This is a genomic window from Bradyrhizobium sp. ORS 375 (genome assembly GCF_000239775.1).
GTDB lineage: Bacteria > Pseudomonadota > Alphaproteobacteria > Rhizobiales > Xanthobacteraceae > Bradyrhizobium.
On sequence record NZ_CAFI01000016.1, the window covers coordinates 1 to 15,347 of the forward strand.

General features: G+C 65.5%; 16 protein-coding genes. 7 read left to right on the forward strand and 9 right to left on the reverse strand.

Annotation, left to right across the window (positions count from 1 at the left end; translation table 11 throughout):
* Positions 1 to 312 precede the first annotated feature (312 nt).
* The 4 genes from BRAO375_RS01580 (at position 313) to BRAO375_RS01595 (ending at position 4,373) form a co-directional block, all read left to right on the forward strand.
* Positions 313 to 1,638, forward strand: coding sequence for an MFS transporter (locus BRAO375_RS01580; protein ID WP_009025692.1), 1,326 nt, complete (start codon positions 313 to 315; stop codon positions 1,636 to 1,638).
* Positions 1,639 to 1,663: 25 nt separating this feature from the next.
* A complete protein-coding gene (locus tag BRAO375_RS01585) occupies positions 1,664 to 2,326 on the forward strand; it encodes a sulfite oxidase-like oxidoreductase (RefSeq protein ID WP_009025693.1) in 663 nt (220 codons plus the stop codon).
* 169 nt (positions 2,327 to 2,495) lie between these two features.
* Positions 2,496 to 2,861 carry a hypothetical protein gene (locus tag BRAO375_RS01590; protein ID WP_009025694.1) on the forward strand — a complete coding sequence of 122 codons (366 nt, stop codon included), beginning with the start codon at positions 2,496 to 2,498 and terminating at the stop codon, positions 2,859 to 2,861.
* A 294-nt stretch (positions 2,862 to 3,155) separates the two neighbouring features.
* Complete coding sequence (locus BRAO375_RS01595) at positions 3,156 to 4,373, forward strand: bifunctional alpha/beta hydrolase/OsmC family protein (RefSeq protein ID WP_009025695.1); 1,218 nt, start codon at positions 3,156 to 3,158, stop codon at positions 4,371 to 4,373.
* Positions 4,374 to 4,461: 88 nt separating this feature from the next.
* On the opposite strand, the gene BRAO375_RS01600 is transcribed toward BRAO375_RS01595, so the two are convergent.
* Positions 4,462 to 5,508 (reverse strand): YeeE/YedE family protein, encoded by a 1,047-nt coding sequence (locus BRAO375_RS01600; protein ID WP_009025696.1) that lies wholly within the window; start codon positions 5,506 to 5,508, stop codon positions 4,462 to 4,464.
* A gap of 294 nt (positions 5,509 to 5,802) precedes the next feature.
* Here BRAO375_RS01600 and paaI point away from each other — a divergent pair, with 294 nt between their 5' ends.
* Positions 5,803 to 6,207 carry a hydroxyphenylacetyl-CoA thioesterase PaaI gene (gene paaI / locus BRAO375_RS01605; RefSeq protein WP_244423094.1) on the forward strand — a complete coding sequence of 135 codons (405 nt, stop codon included), beginning with the start codon at positions 5,803 to 5,805 and terminating at the stop codon, positions 6,205 to 6,207.
* A gap of 35 nt (positions 6,208 to 6,242) precedes the next feature.
* Positions 6,243 to 7,565 (forward strand): phenylacetate--CoA ligase PaaK, encoded by a 1,323-nt coding sequence (gene paaK / locus BRAO375_RS01610; RefSeq protein WP_009025698.1) that lies wholly within the window; start codon positions 6,243 to 6,245, stop codon positions 7,563 to 7,565.
* A gap of 207 nt (positions 7,566 to 7,772) precedes the next feature.
* Here the strand turns inward: paaK and paaE are convergent, their stop codons facing one another.
* The 8 genes from paaE to BRAO375_RS01650 form a co-directional block, all read right to left on the reverse strand.
* Positions 7,773 to 8,852, reverse strand: coding sequence for a 1,2-phenylacetyl-CoA epoxidase subunit PaaE (gene paaE, locus BRAO375_RS01615; protein ID WP_009025699.1), 1,080 nt, complete (start codon positions 8,850 to 8,852; stop codon positions 7,773 to 7,775).
* Positions 8,853 to 8,963: 111 nt separating this feature from the next.
* Positions 8,964 to 9,467 (reverse strand): 1,2-phenylacetyl-CoA epoxidase subunit PaaD, encoded by a 504-nt coding sequence (gene paaD, locus BRAO375_RS01620; RefSeq protein ID WP_009025700.1) that lies wholly within the window; start codon positions 9,465 to 9,467, stop codon positions 8,964 to 8,966.
* On the reverse strand, positions 9,461 to 10,237 hold the full coding sequence (gene paaC, locus BRAO375_RS01625) for a 1,2-phenylacetyl-CoA epoxidase subunit PaaC (protein ID WP_009025701.1): 777 nt from the start codon (positions 10,235 to 10,237) through the stop codon (positions 9,461 to 9,463). The genes paaD and paaC overlap by 7 nt, the downstream gene beginning before the upstream one ends.
* A 132-nt stretch (positions 10,238 to 10,369) precedes the next feature.
* Entirely contained in the window at positions 10,370 to 10,657 is a 288-nt protein-coding gene (gene paaB, locus BRAO375_RS01630; protein ID WP_009025702.1) for a 1,2-phenylacetyl-CoA epoxidase subunit PaaB, read from the reverse strand.
* A gap of 15 nt (positions 10,658 to 10,672) precedes the next feature.
* Positions 10,673 to 11,662, reverse strand: a complete 990-nt coding sequence (paaA, locus tag BRAO375_RS01635; protein ID WP_009025703.1) for a 1,2-phenylacetyl-CoA epoxidase subunit PaaA — start codon at positions 11,660 to 11,662, stop codon at positions 10,673 to 10,675.
* A gap of 78 nt (positions 11,663 to 11,740) precedes the next feature.
* Positions 11,741 to 12,622: a phenylacetic acid degradation operon negative regulatory protein PaaX gene (gene paaX, locus BRAO375_RS01640; RefSeq protein ID WP_009025704.1), complete on the reverse strand. Its 882-nt coding sequence runs from the start codon at positions 12,620 to 12,622 to the stop codon at positions 11,741 to 11,743.
* A gap of 93 nt (positions 12,623 to 12,715) precedes the next feature.
* The gene (locus BRAO375_RS01645) at positions 12,716 to 13,192 is read right to left on the reverse strand and encodes a phasin (protein WP_009025705.1); all 477 of its coding nucleotides are present in this window, start codon (positions 13,190 to 13,192) and stop codon (positions 12,716 to 12,718) included.
* Positions 13,193 to 13,350: 158 nt separating this feature from the next.
* A complete protein-coding gene (locus BRAO375_RS01650; RefSeq protein ID WP_009025706.1) occupies positions 13,351 to 14,148 on the reverse strand; it encodes a hypothetical protein in 798 nt (265 codons plus the stop codon).
* Between the two features lie 144 nt (positions 14,149 to 14,292).
* On the opposite strand from BRAO375_RS01650, the gene BRAO375_RS01655 reads away from it, so the two are divergent.
* Positions 14,293 to 15,213 (forward strand): alpha/beta fold hydrolase, encoded by a 921-nt coding sequence (locus BRAO375_RS01655; protein WP_009025707.1) that lies wholly within the window; start codon positions 14,293 to 14,295, stop codon positions 15,211 to 15,213.
* Positions 15,214 to 15,347: the final 134 nt, after the last annotated feature.

A 15,347-nucleotide genomic window follows, 5' to 3' on the forward strand; every position in this document is an offset into this window, starting at 1 on the left:
CCGCACCGCCCGAACGTGCGGACAGCCCCCCTCACCCGGATTGCATCTGTCGATGCAATCCGGCCTCTCCCCGCACACGGGGAGAGGCTAAGAGCGAGCCTCGCCTAAAACCGGCGTCCCATTTCGCAGAACGCTTATCGCTCCGAGGAGCCCGCCGAAGGCGGGCGTCTCGAACGGCGAGGCCCTCTCTACGATCCTCGGGGCGCACAAGTTCCGTCACCAGGAACATAGGACCCCTGCGGTCATTCTCTATTGGCAATCGCGGCGGCTGCCGTAGAAGGGCCGCTCATCATGCTTGCCCGGAGACATAAAATGACAGACCAGGCGATCGAGCCTGCGGTAGAGCCCGCCACGTCGATCTCGGACGTCGAGCGCCGCATCAAGGCGATCCTGATCGGCTCCGCCGGCAACCTCGTCGAATGGTACGATTTCTACGCCTACACGGCGTTCGCGCTGTATTTCGCCCCGGCATTCTTCCCGTCGAAAGACCCTGTCGTCGAGCAGCTCAACGCCGCCGTGGTGTTCGCCGCGACCTTCCTGATGCGCCCACTCGGAGGCTGGTTGTTCGGGTATCTCGCCGACCAATATGGCCGCAGGCTGTCGCTGACCGTCTCGGTGCTCTGCATGTGCTTCGGCTCGCTGATCATCGCGGTGACGCCGACCTATGCCACCATCGGCATCGCCGCGCCGATCATCCTGGCGCTCGCCCGCGTGATCGAGGGCCTCAGCCTCGGCGGTGAATATGGCGCCAGCGCCACCTATCTCTCCGAGGTCGCCGACGCCAAGCATCGCGGCTTCTATTCGAGCTTCCAATACGTCACTTTGATCGGCGGTCAGCTCACCGCGATCATCGTGCTCCTGCTGTTGCAGAAGGTGTTCCTGACCACCGAGGAGCTGAAGGCCTGGGGCTGGCGCATCCCGTTCTTCATCGGCGCCTGCCTCGCGATCTTCGTCGCCGTGATGCGGCGCAATCTGCACGAGACCGAGGCCTTCGTGGAGGCCAAGAAGAAGGCGGGTTCGTCCAGCTCGATGGCCGCGCTGTTCAGATATCCGCGCGAGCTTCTGCTCGTCGTCGGCCTCACCGCCGGCGGCACCGCGGCGTTCTACACCTTCACCACCTACATGCAGACCTTCGTCAAGCTTTCGGTCGGCCTCACAGAGGACCAGACCACGATGGTGATCTTCGGCTCGCTGCTGTTCGCCTGCGTTTTGCAGCCGCTGTATGGCGCGATCTCCGACCGCATCGGCCGCAAGCCGCTGCTGATCTTCTTCGGCATCGCCGGCACTTTGTCGACGATCCCGATCCTGACCGCCCTCAAGGCCACCAAGGAGCCGTTCACGGCCTTCCTGCTGATCTGCGGCGCCTGGATCTTCACAGCCGGCTACACCTCGATCAACGCCGTGGTCAAGGCCGAGCTGTTCCCGACCAACATCCGCGCCCTCGGCGTCGGCCTGCCCTACGCCATCACCGTGTCGCTGTTCGGCGGCACCGCGCCGGCTATCGCACTATACTTCAAAAGCACTGGGCACGAGACCTGGTTCTATTATTATCTGTCGGGCGTGATCTTCCTGTCGCTGCTCATCTATGCGACCATGCGTGACACAAAGCATGCGTCGGCGATGCACCGGCATGAATGAGCCGTACAACTGACGAGGTGCCGAGATGGCCGACGAGTCCGGGCTCCCGCCCGAGAGCAAGCTGACCCGCAGCAAGGAGCGCTGGGCGCGCGAGGGCAAATTCCTGACCGGCCGCGTCGTCAGACCGGAGGACCAGCGCCTGCCGCCCGGCCAGCATCTGACGCGCGACTGGCCGGTCCTCGACCTCGGGCTGACGCCGAGCATCACCCGCGAGCGCTGGCGGCTCGACGTCTACGGCGCGGTCGAACATCCGCTGTTCTGGGACTTTCAAGCCTTCCTCGCCCAGGAGCAGCGCCAGTTCGTCTCCGACATCCATTGCGTGACGACCTGGTCGCGCTACGACAACCAGTGGGAAGGTCTGGCCACCCGCGACCTGCTCGCCGCCTGCCGTCCGCGTGACAACGCGAATTTCGTCGTGCTGCATTCCTATGACGGCTACACGACCAATCTCATGCTCGAGGACTTCGCCGCCGAGGATGCGCTGCTCGCGCACAGCTGGTCCGGCGCGCCGATCACCGGGGAGCATGGCGGCCCTGTGCGCGTCGTCGTGCCGCATCTGTATTTCTGGAAGAGCGCGAAATGGCTCAAGGCGATCGAGTTTCTCGAGGCCGACAAGCCCGGCTATTGGGAGGTGCGCGGCTATCACAACCGCGGCGATCCCTGGGCCGAGCAGCGCTACTCGGACTGACGGGCGAGCAGAGCCGCAGGGTGGGCAAAGACGCGAGGCGTCTTGCCCCATTTTTCGGAGTAACCTGGAGAGTGGTGGGCACGCTGCGCTTTGCCCACCCCACGGACTGCATGCTATCGCTTCCGCCCAGAGTGGTCACCGCGATATCCGAACACGCCAGAGATGCAGCATGGAGTTCACCTCAGAAACCGGCAAAATCCCCAAGGGCTATGGGTATCTTCTCAAGCCGAGCGTCATCCTCGCCGCATTGACCGCAAGGGATCTCGGCGGCATCCGCATCCACCTCGTGCGCAGCCACGGCCGGCGTCTGTTCGATGCGCGCTATCGGCCGCCGGACGGCGACATTCCTTATGAGCGCCTCAACATCAAAGTCGGCACCGCGCATGAACGCGACCTGCCCCCGCTTCGCCGCCAAGCGAAGGAGGAAGGCCTTCCGACGCTGGTCCGATGGATTTCCGACCTGGTCGCGCAAGACCTGCCGACGGCGATCCGGAACGGCGAACAGGTGATCGAGCTGATCCCTGAGCGGGAGTGATCACGGCTGGCAACTTGCCTCGCTCTGCATTTGATGCAGATGCAGCACGGGGTGTCGTTACGACTTATTGCTGAGCCCCTGGATCGCTTCGCTTGCGCTCGCGATGACGGAGTTTGTGGAGCGTTCGCTGCCCGCCACGGCGTCATTGCGAGCGCAAGCGAAGCAATCCAGGGGCCGCACGAGAGGCGCTGATCGCTTCGACGCACCGACACATGCAGGCCTGATCTGTTGTATGACAATATGAGACGATGCGGCGCCTTCGCCGCTCGCGGACGCAACGATGGGAGGATCATCATGCCGACCGAACGCTTCCAGTTTGAAGGCGCAAGCGGCGACAAACTGTCTGCGGCCCTCGATCTCCCCGACGGCGCGCCACGGGCCTATGCGCTGTTCGCGCATTGCTTCTCCTGCGGCAAGGACACGCATGCGGCACGGCGCATTGCGATGGCACTGACGGCGCATGGCATCGCCGTTCTCCGCTTCGATTTCACCGGCCTCGGCTCCAGCGAAGGTGATTTCGCCAACACGACGTTCACCTCGAACGTGGCCGATCTCGTGCGCGCCGCCGATCATCTTCGCGAGACAAGGCAGGCCCCCTCGATCCTGATCGGCCACAGTCTCGGCGGCGCCGCAGTGCTGGCCGCGGCCGCCGACATTCCGGATGCCAAGGCCGTGGTAACCATCGCGGCGCCATCGGACCCAGGCCACGTCACGGCGCTGTTCAAGGACAGTCTCGAGGCCATCCGCCGCGACGGCTCGGCCGAGGTCTCGCTCGCCGGACGACCGTTCCGGATCAGCAGCTCCTTTCTCGACGACATCGCCGAGCAGCGCCTGCTCGACAAGGTGAAGCATCTGCACAAGGCGCTGCTGGTCATGCATTCGCCCGTCGACGACACCGTCGGCATCGACAATGCCACGCACATCTTCGTCGCCGCCAAGCATCCGAAGAGCTTCATCTCGCTCGACCATGCCGATCATCTCATCAGCAGGAAGGATGACGCCGCCTATATCGCGCAGGTGATCGCGAGCTGGGCCAGCCGCTATGTCGCGCCTGCGGCTGCCGAGCCGGCGGCCAACACCGGCCCGCGGGACGTCGTGGTCCGCGAGACCCGCTCCAGCAAGCTGCAGCAGAGTATCGCGCTCGGGCCGCATCATCTCACAGCCGACGAGCCGCTCTCCGTCGGTGGCCAGGACACCGGCCCCAGCCCTTACGACCTGCTGCTCGCAGCGCTCGGCGCCTGCACCTCGATGACGATGCGGCTCTACGCCGATCGCAAGTTCCTGCCGCTCGACCGGCTTACCGTGACCCTGCGCCACAGCAAGATTCACGCGGAGGACTGCGCGGAATGCGAGACCAAGGTCGGCCTGATCGATCAGCTCGAGCGCGAGATCCACATGGACGGCGCGCTGGACGGCGAGCAGCGCAAGAAGCTGATGGAGATCGCCGACAAATGCCCGGTCCACCGGACGCTGACCTCGGAGATCCGCATCGTCACGCGCGCTGCAGAGTGAGTTCATTCACGGCGACACACTCCCTGTCATTCCGGGGCAAGGCCGCAGGCCTCGAACCCGGAATGACGGTGGTGGTGACGAGATGAGACTAATGCGCTGGCTGCGACTCGATCTTCAACGGTCGCACGCGCAGCGCGCCGCACAGGCCGACAGCGGTGCCAATGAAGATGCCGCCAATGGCGACGAACGACGGCAGCGCCAAGGTCGATAATCCCGTCAGGCCCTGCCCGACCGAGCAGCCCAGCGCCATCACGCCGCCGACACCCATCAGTGCCGCGCCGCCGGCCGAGCGCAGCATGTGCTGCGGCGAGTGAAAGCCTTCGAGCTTGAAACGGCGCGTGGCGACGGCGGTCAGCAGGCTGCCGGCCAGTACGCCGGCCACGGTGGCGATGCCGAAATTGACCGTCGAGCCGGTCGAGAGCATGACATATTGCAGGGCATCGGCGATCGGCGCGACAAAGGTCAGCGAGGCCACCGGGACCGGATTGAAATCATCCGCACCGAGAGTGCCGGTCGCGAACCAGCCCGCCGCAATCAGCAGACCAACGATGAGGCCAGTGAGCATCTGCCCCGGCGCGCGCCGGAACGGCGCATGCGCGAGGGCAAAGGCAATCAGCACGCCGCCAAGCGCGAGCGCCGGGAGCAGCCGCGCCGGCGCGCCATGCAGGCCAGCGACCGAGAGCAGCGCGGGGAGCGATGTCGCCGTGGACGTGGTCTGGGACGTCTGCATCAGCGCAATCCGCAGCGGCGCGATCAGGCCCTTCAAGGTCATCTCCGCCGCGACCGCCAGCACGATCACCACGACGAAGGAGCGCAGATTGCCGCGGCCCAGCAGCACCAGCGCACGCGAGCCGCAGCCATTGGCCAGCACCATGCCGTAGCCGAACAGGACACCACCCGCGAACATCAGCGGCACGGAAAAGGTCGGCTGAAGATAGATCGACTTGCCGAGATCGACGCCGCCGTTGGACGCCAGCAGCTGCGTGGCGATGACCGCGATTCCCATCGCCAGGGCATAGGTCCGGACCAGACGGCCGTCGCCATCGGCCCACCAGCCGCGCAGGCTGCTCATCATGCAGAAGCCGCTCAACAGTCCGACCACGCCATAGACCAGGCCAATCCCGAGACCGGACATCGCGACCACATCAGCAGCTTCCAGCACGCGCAAGGAGTCCTTCTGGTTGCGGAAAAAAGGCGGCGGCTCGCCTGCTGCGTCAGCAGCGCTTTCGCTTGACGCGCGCGGAATATTCGCCACGATATCGAGCTTAACTAGTTCAGAATGCTTGTTCCAACAAGCATCAGCGGGAGAGAACGCCGTGGTTTTACCAGCGCACCCTCATGCGCCGATCTTCGCCTGTGCGCGGACAGAGGCCCGCCCGTGAGCGGCCCGCTCACTCCCGAGGCACTCGCCCGCGCCTGTGCGGAGGCGATGTGGCAGGACGATCGCGCCAGCCAGGGCCTGGGCATGCAGATCATCGAGATCGGTCCGGGCCAGGCGATGCTGCGGATGACGGTGCAGCCGCACATGGTCAACGGCCACGGCATCGCCCATGGCGGCTTCATCTTCACGCTCGCCGACTCCGCCTTCGCGTTCGCCTGCAACTCCCACAACGACCGCACCGTGGCGGCACAGGGCAGCATCAGCTTCATTCGGCCGGGCAAGCTCGGGGATGTCCTGACCGCCCGTGCGACGGAAGTGTCGCGCAGCGGCCGCTCGGGCATCTACGACGTTCGCGTGACCGCTGATGAGACCGTGATCGCCGAGTTTCGCGGCCATTCCCGCAGCATCGGCGGCACGCTGGTCCCGTCCGGCGCGCCCGAGGCCGCACGCTGACCCCTTCCTTGCCGCTCCGCCGGAGGACCTGACCCATGACCAAGCTTCAATCGGCCGGCTCTTACGTGCCCGAGATGGACGCGACCGAACGCGCCTCACGCGACGAGATCATGGCACTGCAGACCAAGCGCCTCGCCTGGTCGCTCAAGCATGCCTATGACAACGTCGCCCATTACCGGCAGGCGTTCGACAAGGCTGGCGTGCATCCCTCGGACTTCCGCGAGCTGGCCGATCTCGCCAGGTTTCCGTTCACGGTAAAGACCGACCTGCGCGACAACTACCCGTTCAACATGTTCGCCGTGCCGCGCGAACAGCTGGTGCGCGTGCATGCCTCCTCAGGCACGACCGGCAAGCCGATCGTGGTCGGCTATACAAGAAATGACATCGCGACATGGTCAGCCGTGATGGCGCGCTCGATCCGCGCCGCCGGCGGGCGCAGCGGCATGATCATCCATAATGCCTATGGCTACGGCCTGTTCACCGGCGGCCTCGGCGTGCATTACGGCGCGGAGGAGCTCGGCTGCACGGTGGTGCCGATCTCCGGCGGCATGACCGAACGGCAGGTGCAGCTGATCAACGATTTCCGGCCCGAGATCATCACGGTGACGCCGAGCTACATGCTCGCGATCCTCGACGAGTTCAAGCGTCAGGGCCTCGATCCCAGGCAGAGCTCGCTCAAGATCGGCATCTTCGGCGCCGAGCCGTGGACCAACGCGATGCGCGCCGAGATCGAGGACGCTTTCGCGATGGACGCCACCGACATCTACGGCCTGTCCGAGGTGATCGGCCCCGGCGTGGCGCAGGAATGCCTGGAAACCAAGGACGGGCTGCACATCTGGGAGGATCATTTCTATCCGGAGATCGTCGATCCCGACACCGGCAAGGTGCTGCCCGACGGAGAGATGGGCGAGTTGGTGTTCACCTCGCTGACCAAGGAGGCCTTCCCCGTCATCCGCTATCGCACCCGCGATCTGACCCGGCTGCTGCCGGGCACCGCGCGGCCGGGCATGCGGCGCATGGAGAAGGTCACGGGGCGCTCCGACGACATGATCATCCTGCGCGGCGTGAATCTGTTCCCGTCGCAGATCGAGGAGATCCTGCTGACCACCGAATGGTGCGGCGGCCATTTCATGCTGGAGCTGACCCGCGAAGGCCGCATGGACGAGCTGACGATCTACGCGGAATCACGCCCGGAGCATTGGGACGAGAGCGGGCTCGGCGAGCACGCCGAGCGGATCTCGATCCACATCAAGAACACGATCGGCGTGACGGCGAAGGTGAAGGCCGTGCCGCCGGACACACTGGAGCGCTCGGCGGGCAAGGCGAAGCGGATCAAGGATAAGAGGCCGACGGGGTGATGGATCCGCAAAAAATGGAATCGAAATGTTGCGACAGGGGCGCTGCGCACCCTCTCCCCGTTCTGACGGGGAGAGGGCTGGGGTGAGGGGCAGCCACGCCCACCGACGGCGCGGAGAGCCCCCTCACCCGGATTGCATCGAGCCCACCGCAAGGGCGGGCGCTCCTCAAGTCATGATCAGCAGACAGCGAGCCTCGGGCACGTCCTCTCACATATGATCGTAATCCACCACCACGCGATCCGTCACCGGCTTTGCCTGGCACGTCAGCACGAAGCCCGCCTGCAGCTCCCAGGGCTCGAGCGAGTAGTTCAGCTCCATCTCGGCCTTGCCTTCGACCAGCTTGGCGCGGCAGGTGGAGCACATGCCGCCTTTGCAGGCGAACGGCAGATCGACGCCGGCGCGGAGCGCGGCGTCGAGAATAGCCTCGCCCTCGGCGACGGGGACCTCGCGGCGCTTGCCGTCGATGATCAGGGCGGCGACGGATTTGGGCGGCGCCGAGTCGGGAACGACCATCTTTGGCCGCGGCTTGCCGCCGGCGCCTGAAACGAAGCGCTCGATATGGACGCGGTCATCGGGAATGCCGAGCATGCGGCAGGCGGCCTCGACGTCCTCGCTCATCCCGGTGGGGCCGCAGATGAAGACATGATCGATGCTCGCAGCCGGCACCAGCGAGCGCAAGAGCACGCGCACCTTTTCGCCGTCGAGCCGGCCGTGCAGAATCGGTAGATCCTGCTCCTCGCCGGAGATGACGTGAAACACCGAGAAGCGCTGGAGAAAGCGATCCTTCAGTTCCTCCAGCTGCTCGCGGAACAGCATGCCGGAAGTGGTGCGGTTGCCGTAGAACAGGAAGAAGCGGCTGTCAGGCTCGCGCGCCAGCACAGCCTTGACGATCGAGAGGATCGGCGTGATCCCCGAGCCGGCGGCGAAACCGACATGCGTGCGCCCCGTCGCGGGATCCAGCGCCACGCCGAAGCGTCCGGTCGGCGTCATCACGTCGATCTCGTCGCCGCGCTTCAACTCATCGGTGACGAAGCTGGAGAACGCGCCGCCATCGACGCGCTTCACCGCGATGCGAATCTCGTTGTCGTCGGGACCGGAGCAGATCGAATAGGAACGGCGAACCTCTTCGCCGCCGAGCGTGGTTTTGAGGGTGAGGTATTGCCCGGGCGCGAACTGATAGTCGGCCGCCAGCTCATTCGGAATGGCAAATGTCAGAGATACCGCATCGGGCGCCTCACGGCGCAGATCGCGGACGGCAAGGCGGTGAAAGCGTGGCGTTGTCGACATCGACCCTATCCCCGCGTCATTGCGAGGAGCGAAGCGACGAAGCAATCCAGGGCTCCGGGCGCGGCCCTGGATTGCTTCGCTTCGCTCGCAATGACGGCTCCCTGTTCTACATCAGTGGCATTTGAAATAGTCGAACGGCTCGCGGCACGATTTGCAGCGCCACAACGCCTTGCAGGAGGTCGAGCCGAACTCGGCGAGCTGCTCGGTGTCGACCGATCCGCATTGCGGACACGCGACCTCGGCAAGCCCGAACAGCGCACGCCGTCCACCCGCGGCTTGCGGCGGCGCGATCCCGTACTCGCGCAGCTTGCGACGCCCCGCCTCGCTCATCCAGTCCGTGGTCCAGGCCGGCGACAGCACGGTGCGGACACTGACCTCGCGGAAGCCGGCACGTACCAGCGCGAGCTCGATCTCCAGCGCAATCATGTTCATCGCCGGGCAGCCGGAGTACGTCGGCGTGATCGCGACCTCGACACGGTCGCCGACCACCTCGATCTCGCGCAGCACGCCGAGATCGTCGATCGTCAGAACCGGAATTTCCGGATCGGCGACCGAGGCCGCCGCCTCCCAGGCACGCTGGCGCAACTCGGCAGGGCTGGTGTCGGCGACTACCATGTTGCACCAGGAAAGCTGCGCTGCATGTGTTGCAGCTCGCTGAGGAGATGGCCGAGATGCTCGCTATGGCGGCCATCGCGGCCGCCCTGCTGCATCCACTCGTTCTCCGGCAGCACGAGCGTCGCCTCGCGCGCGACATGCGAGACGATGGACAGCCATTCCGGCAGCAGTCGCGTCGGATCGATCGCGATGCCGGCGTCGATCAGACCCCGCTCGCTGTCGTCGACGCTGAACATTTCGCCCGTATAGGCCCAGAGGTCATCGATCGCCCCTTGCGCGCGGGCGTGGCTGTCGTCGGTGCCGTCGCCGAGCCGGATCACCCATTCGCTGGCATGGCGCAGATGATAGGCGAACTCCTTCTCCGACTTGGCCGCGATGGCGGCGAGCGTCGCATCGGTCGAGCTCATCATGCCGCGCCAATACAGATCGGCGAACGCCGCATAGAACAGCTGCCGCACCATCGTGTGCGCGAAGTCGCCATTGGGACGCTCGACCAGCAGCAGGTTGCGGTACTGCCTGACGTCGCGGAGATAAGCGAGCTTGTCCTCGTCATTGTCGCGGCCCTCGACCTTCGCCGCGTAGCCATAGAGCTCGCGCGCCTGGCCGATCAGGTCGAGCGCCATGTTCGACAGCGCCATGTCCTCTTCGAGCATGGGCGCATGGCCGCACCATTCGGAGAGACGATGCCCGAGGATCAACGCATCATCGGCGCGGCGCAGCGTATACAGCACCAGCGGCGTTTCGGAGACGGTGATCGAGGGTGCGGTCATGGTTGAGATCCGATCGGCTCGCCACAAACTCCGTCATTGCGAGCGCAGCGAAGCAATCCTGGAATTCATCCGAGCAGGCAGTCGGGATTGCTTCGCTGCGCTCGCAATGACGACGGCTGACAGCCGTGGCATTCACATATGCCCGACTTCCTCGGGCACCTCGTAGAACGTCGGGTGGCGATAGATCTTCGATTCCGCCGGCTCGAACATCATGCCCTTGTCGGCGGGATCGGAGGCGGTGATGGCGCTCGACGGCACCACCCAGATCGACAGGCCTTCGCCGCGGCGGGTGTAGAGGTCGCGTGCGGCCTGCAGCGCCATAGTCGCGTCGGGCGCATGCAGCGAGCCGCAATGCTTGTGCGCGAGCCCGTTGCGGCTGCGGATGAAGACCTCCCACAACGGCGTGTTCGGCGTCGCCATTCCAGATCTCCCCTGCTATTCGGCGGCTTGCGCCATCCGGCGCCGCGCGCGCTTCTCGGCATAGGCGGCTGCGGCGTCGCGCACCCAGGCGCCCTCGGCGTGCGCCTTGCGGCGCGCCGCCATGCGGTCGCGGTTGCATGGGCCATTTCCGGCCAGCACCTGCTTGAACTCGTTCCAGTCGATCGGACCGTGCCGCCAATGGCCCTGCTCGTCCTGCGTCATCTCGGGATCGGGAATCGTCAGGCCGAGATATTGCGCCTGCGGCACGGTGGCATCGATGAACTTCTGGCGCAGCTCGTCATTCGAGAAGCGCTTGATCTTCCACTTCGTCGACGCATCGCTGTGCTGGCTCGCCTGGTCCGGCGGGCCGAACATCATCAGCACCGGCCACCACCAGCGGTTCAGCGCATCCTGCGCCATCGCCTTCTGCTCAGGCGTGCCGCGGCACAGCGTCAGCATGATCTCGTAGCCCTGGCGCTGGTGAAACGATTCCTCCTTGCAGACGCGGATCATTGCGCGCGCGTAGGGACCGTAGGAGCAGCGGCACAGCGGGATCTGGTTCATGATCGCGGCGCCGTCGACCAGCCAGCCGATCACGCCGATATCCGCCCAGGTCAATGTCGGGTAGTTGAAGATCGAGGAGTACTTGGCCTTGCCGGCCAGCATCGAATCGACCAGCTCCTCGCGCGAGGCGCCGAGCGTCTCGGCGGCAGCGTAGAGATAGAGCCCGTGGCCGCATTCGTCCTGGACCTTGGCGAGCAGCGCCGCCTTGCGCCGCAGGCTCGGCGCGCGCGTGATCCAGTTGCCCTCTGGCAGCATGCCGACGATTTCGGAATGGGCGTGCTGCGAGATCTGCCGGACCAGCGTCTTGCGATAGGCCGCCGGCATCCAGTCGTTCGGCTCGATGCGCTCCTCGGCATCGATGCGCGCCTGAAAACGCGAAGCGCGGCCGGCGTCCTCGGCGTGGCTGCCCTCCTCGGGCGAATTAAGCGCCTGCGTGTACATGCGGCGGCGTCCTCCCAGGACTTGGTTGCCGCCAATATATAACGAGATTTTATCCGTGCAATCGAATTCTGTAATATATCAGCGCGCCTCATGAGCGTCGGCAAACCGCCGCGACAGCGCCGCACCGGCAGGCGCCAGCGGCCCCTCCTCGTTCGTGGCGTGGGCATCGAGCCAGCGCTCGGAACCGGGCAGCAGCAGCCGGTAGATCTCACCGCACAGCGCCCGCGCCTGCCGGCCCGGCCAGTTCCCCGGCAGCAACTCCGCCGGCAGTAGCGGATCGCGCAGCACGATTCGGCGGTAGTGATGGATCAGCAGAATCCGGGCGGTGAAGGCCTGCCCGTCCGTCAGCGGCTCGCCGCGTTCGATGCTGGCCTTGAGCGGTGCAAAGGAGGCGCTGAATTTGCGGTAGGCGTCCGCCGTCCGCTCCAGCGCCCAGCTCTCGGCGACCAGCCGCCGCGCCATGTCGGAGCCGGCCGAGGCCTGCAGGCGGATCGCCCCGTCGACCGCGTCGGGGACGGCGATGCTCGACGGCGCCACGAACACGCCGGGCAGCGGGCTGCCGAAGCCGGCGTCGCGCAGCGCGGTCCGCGCCTGCTCGCGATCGTCGGCGCTGCCGATCAGGACCAGCTCGAAGCTGCCGTTCCACTCCCCCGGCGGCGAATCGTAGATGTGCCGGGTGGCGCCGGCAAAGGTCTGCTCGCCACGCCGGGTCAGGCGATAGAAGCTGTTGCGGCCGCTCTTGCTGCGCTCGAACCAGCCCTCCGCGGTCAGCCGCGACATCGCGGTGCGCACGACGCTGCCGTCGATCGCGAGCCCTTCGAAGAACGCCAGCAGAGTGCCGAGCCAGACGCTGCCGCCGCGCGGCAGGATGGCGTCGCCGAACACGGTGATGATCAGCGAGCCCGTGCGCGACGGCTCGCTCTTGAGCTGGTTGACGATGCGGGACAGCGGCTGCGGCATGGCGCACGCTTTAGCCGGTTTCATCGCAGCACAAAAGAAAAGGCCCGCATGAAGCGGGCCTTGCAGATTGATCGACTGACGCGTGAGGCGCGATCAGGCGGTCTTGTTGTAGGCCTTGGCCATGTTCTCCTGGGCGACCTTGGCACCCTCGGTGACGAGCTTGCCGACATACTCGCTGGTCGACTTGGCGCGGGCGACGAGCGCCTCGCCGCGGGCACGGGCCAACTCACCCTGGATCTGAACGGCTTCGCTGATCGACTTGGCCGACGCCAGCTTGTCGAGGCCGTCGAAGAACGCCTCGGTGTCCTGATACAGCGCCTGCTGGATGGTGCGGCTGATCTTGCCGGCCTCGGTCACGCCGTCGAACACGGCGGTCTCGATTGCCGAAGTCACCTTCTCGGAGCCGGCGAGGGCCTCCGCAGCGCGCTCCTTGGCGGTCGTCGCGGTCTTCTTGACGAACTCCCGCGCGGACTCCGGCACTTCCATCGTCTGCAGGTTCTTCAGCGCGTCCGTCATCGGGGCAAAAGCATCCTTGACGGTCTCGAACATGGTGTTGGTCTCGGTGGTCATGGTCGTCTCCATCCTCAACTGAGCTATGGGCTCGTTCTCCGTCCCGTATGAAACCGGAGTAACTCAACTATACCAACAAAAATGGTGCAACGCAACATTAATGTTGCAATGCACCATGCCGGGAGCATGAAGATGGAGGGTTGCGGGAACGCCGCCCGTCAGCTGCCGGACGGCACATCCTGGCGGGGGCCTGGGCCACGATCAGGCATGCCGCCGTGCTTCTTGTTGCGCTTGCCATGCCGGGCCGGCTCGGCCGCCTTGGGAGCAGCCTCGACCGCGCTGGGCTCAGGCTCGCCGGGGGGCGACGATTTCGCCACTGCGTCGAGCGCGTCCCTGATCTCGCGCAACTCCGCCTGAATGGCCGCTATCGGAGCTGGGTCAGGCGTGTGCTCAGACTTCAGAATCTGATCGAGCAGCGCCTTGATCTCGCTCAACTGAGGCGTGACATCGACTTGCGGCAGCGGCTCGGGGTGCGGAGCCTTGGAGGCGGCCACAAGAGCCTCGAGCAATCCCTTGATCTCGTTAAGTTTTGGCGAGACGTCGACCGGCGTCGGCGCAGCCGGCGGCGGCACCTTGGAGGCGGCGACAAGGGCATCAAGCAGACTCTTGATCTCGTTCAACTTCGGAGTGAGATCCGCGGCCGGCGTTGGCGGCGCGACCTTGGCGGCGAGCAGCTCCTTCAGCAGCGCCCGTGTCTCGGCCAGCTCGCCCTCGATCGACGTCAGCCGCTCGTTCAAGGCAGTGAGCTGACCGCGGCTCGGCACGTTCATGCCGGCAAAGTAGTTTTCCATGAGATCGGCCATGGGCTTCTGTCCGTTTCCAGAAGTTGCGGGATCATCTGAAGGGCGGGACGCCGCCCCCATCGGGCGCAGTCGCGTGAAGGCCGTGAAGCTCTTCTGCATCTCACCGACCATCTGCTGCCAGAACGCGATCGGGTCGCCGGCTTTGTTCGTCATCGGCACGCTCCTTCAGGCCAACACAAGACTCAAACACAACCTCTCATAGCACGGTTACGTTGCAATGCGGGAGACGTCGTCTGCTTCTCTCCGTCCGCGGAACCATGCCATAGAGGACCCGTTGGCCTTGAACGAGGGATCACCGTGACTGCCATTGCTCATCAGCCGCCGCAGACCGTCCGCGCCAACGGTATCGACATCTGCTACGAGATCTTCGGCGATCCCTCGGCGCCCCCGCTCCTGCTGATCATGGGCCTGGGCGGCCAGATGATCATCTGGGACGACGAGTTCTGCGAGCAGCTCGCAGGCCGCGGCTTTCGCGTCATCCGCTTCGACAACCGCGACATCGGCCAGTCCAGCAAGCTGCATGGCGGCCGCCGGCTGTCGCCGTTCGAGCTGCTCAAGCTGCGCTTCTTCCACATCCCGGTCGCAGCGCCCTACAAGATCCTCGACATGGCCAAGGACACGGTCGGGCTGATGGATGCGCTCGACATCAAGTCCGCGCATCTGGTCGGCGCCTCGATGGGCGGCATGATCGCGCAGGAAGTCGCGATCTCCTTTCCACATCGGGTGCGTTCGCTGACCTCGATCATGTCGACCACCGGCAATCCGCGCATTCCGCCGCCGACGCGCGAGGTCGCGATGCTGCTCATGGCGCCGCCGCCGAAGACCAAGGACGAGTACATCAAGCGTTTCCAGAAGACGTGGAAGGTGCTGCGCGCCGGCTCCTTTCCCGAGGACGAGGCGCGCGACGTCGCGCTCGCCGAGCGCTGCTTCGCCCGTGGTCTCAATCCCGCCGGCGTCGGTCGTCAGTTGCGTGCCATCCTGGCCTCCGGCAGCCGCAAGCCGCGACTGCACCAGGTGACGGCGCCGACGCTGGTGATCCACGGCAAACTCGACCCGCTGGTGCATCCCAGCGCCGGCAAGGACACGGCTGAATCGATCCCCAACGCCAAGCTGGTGATGATCGAGCGCATGGGCCACGCCATCCCGATCCCCACCTGGCCTGTGATCATCGCGGAGATCGCCGAGCACGCGCATGGCGCGAACGCTCAGGCGGCGTAGGACGGCAGCTCAGAACCATTGCTGTCGCTCGGAAAGAGGTGTCGTCCCGGCGAACGCCGGGACCCATAACCACCGACCTTCGTGGTTGCGACGCGCTGTGTCACCAGCCCGCTTTCACCATAGGCGACGGTGGC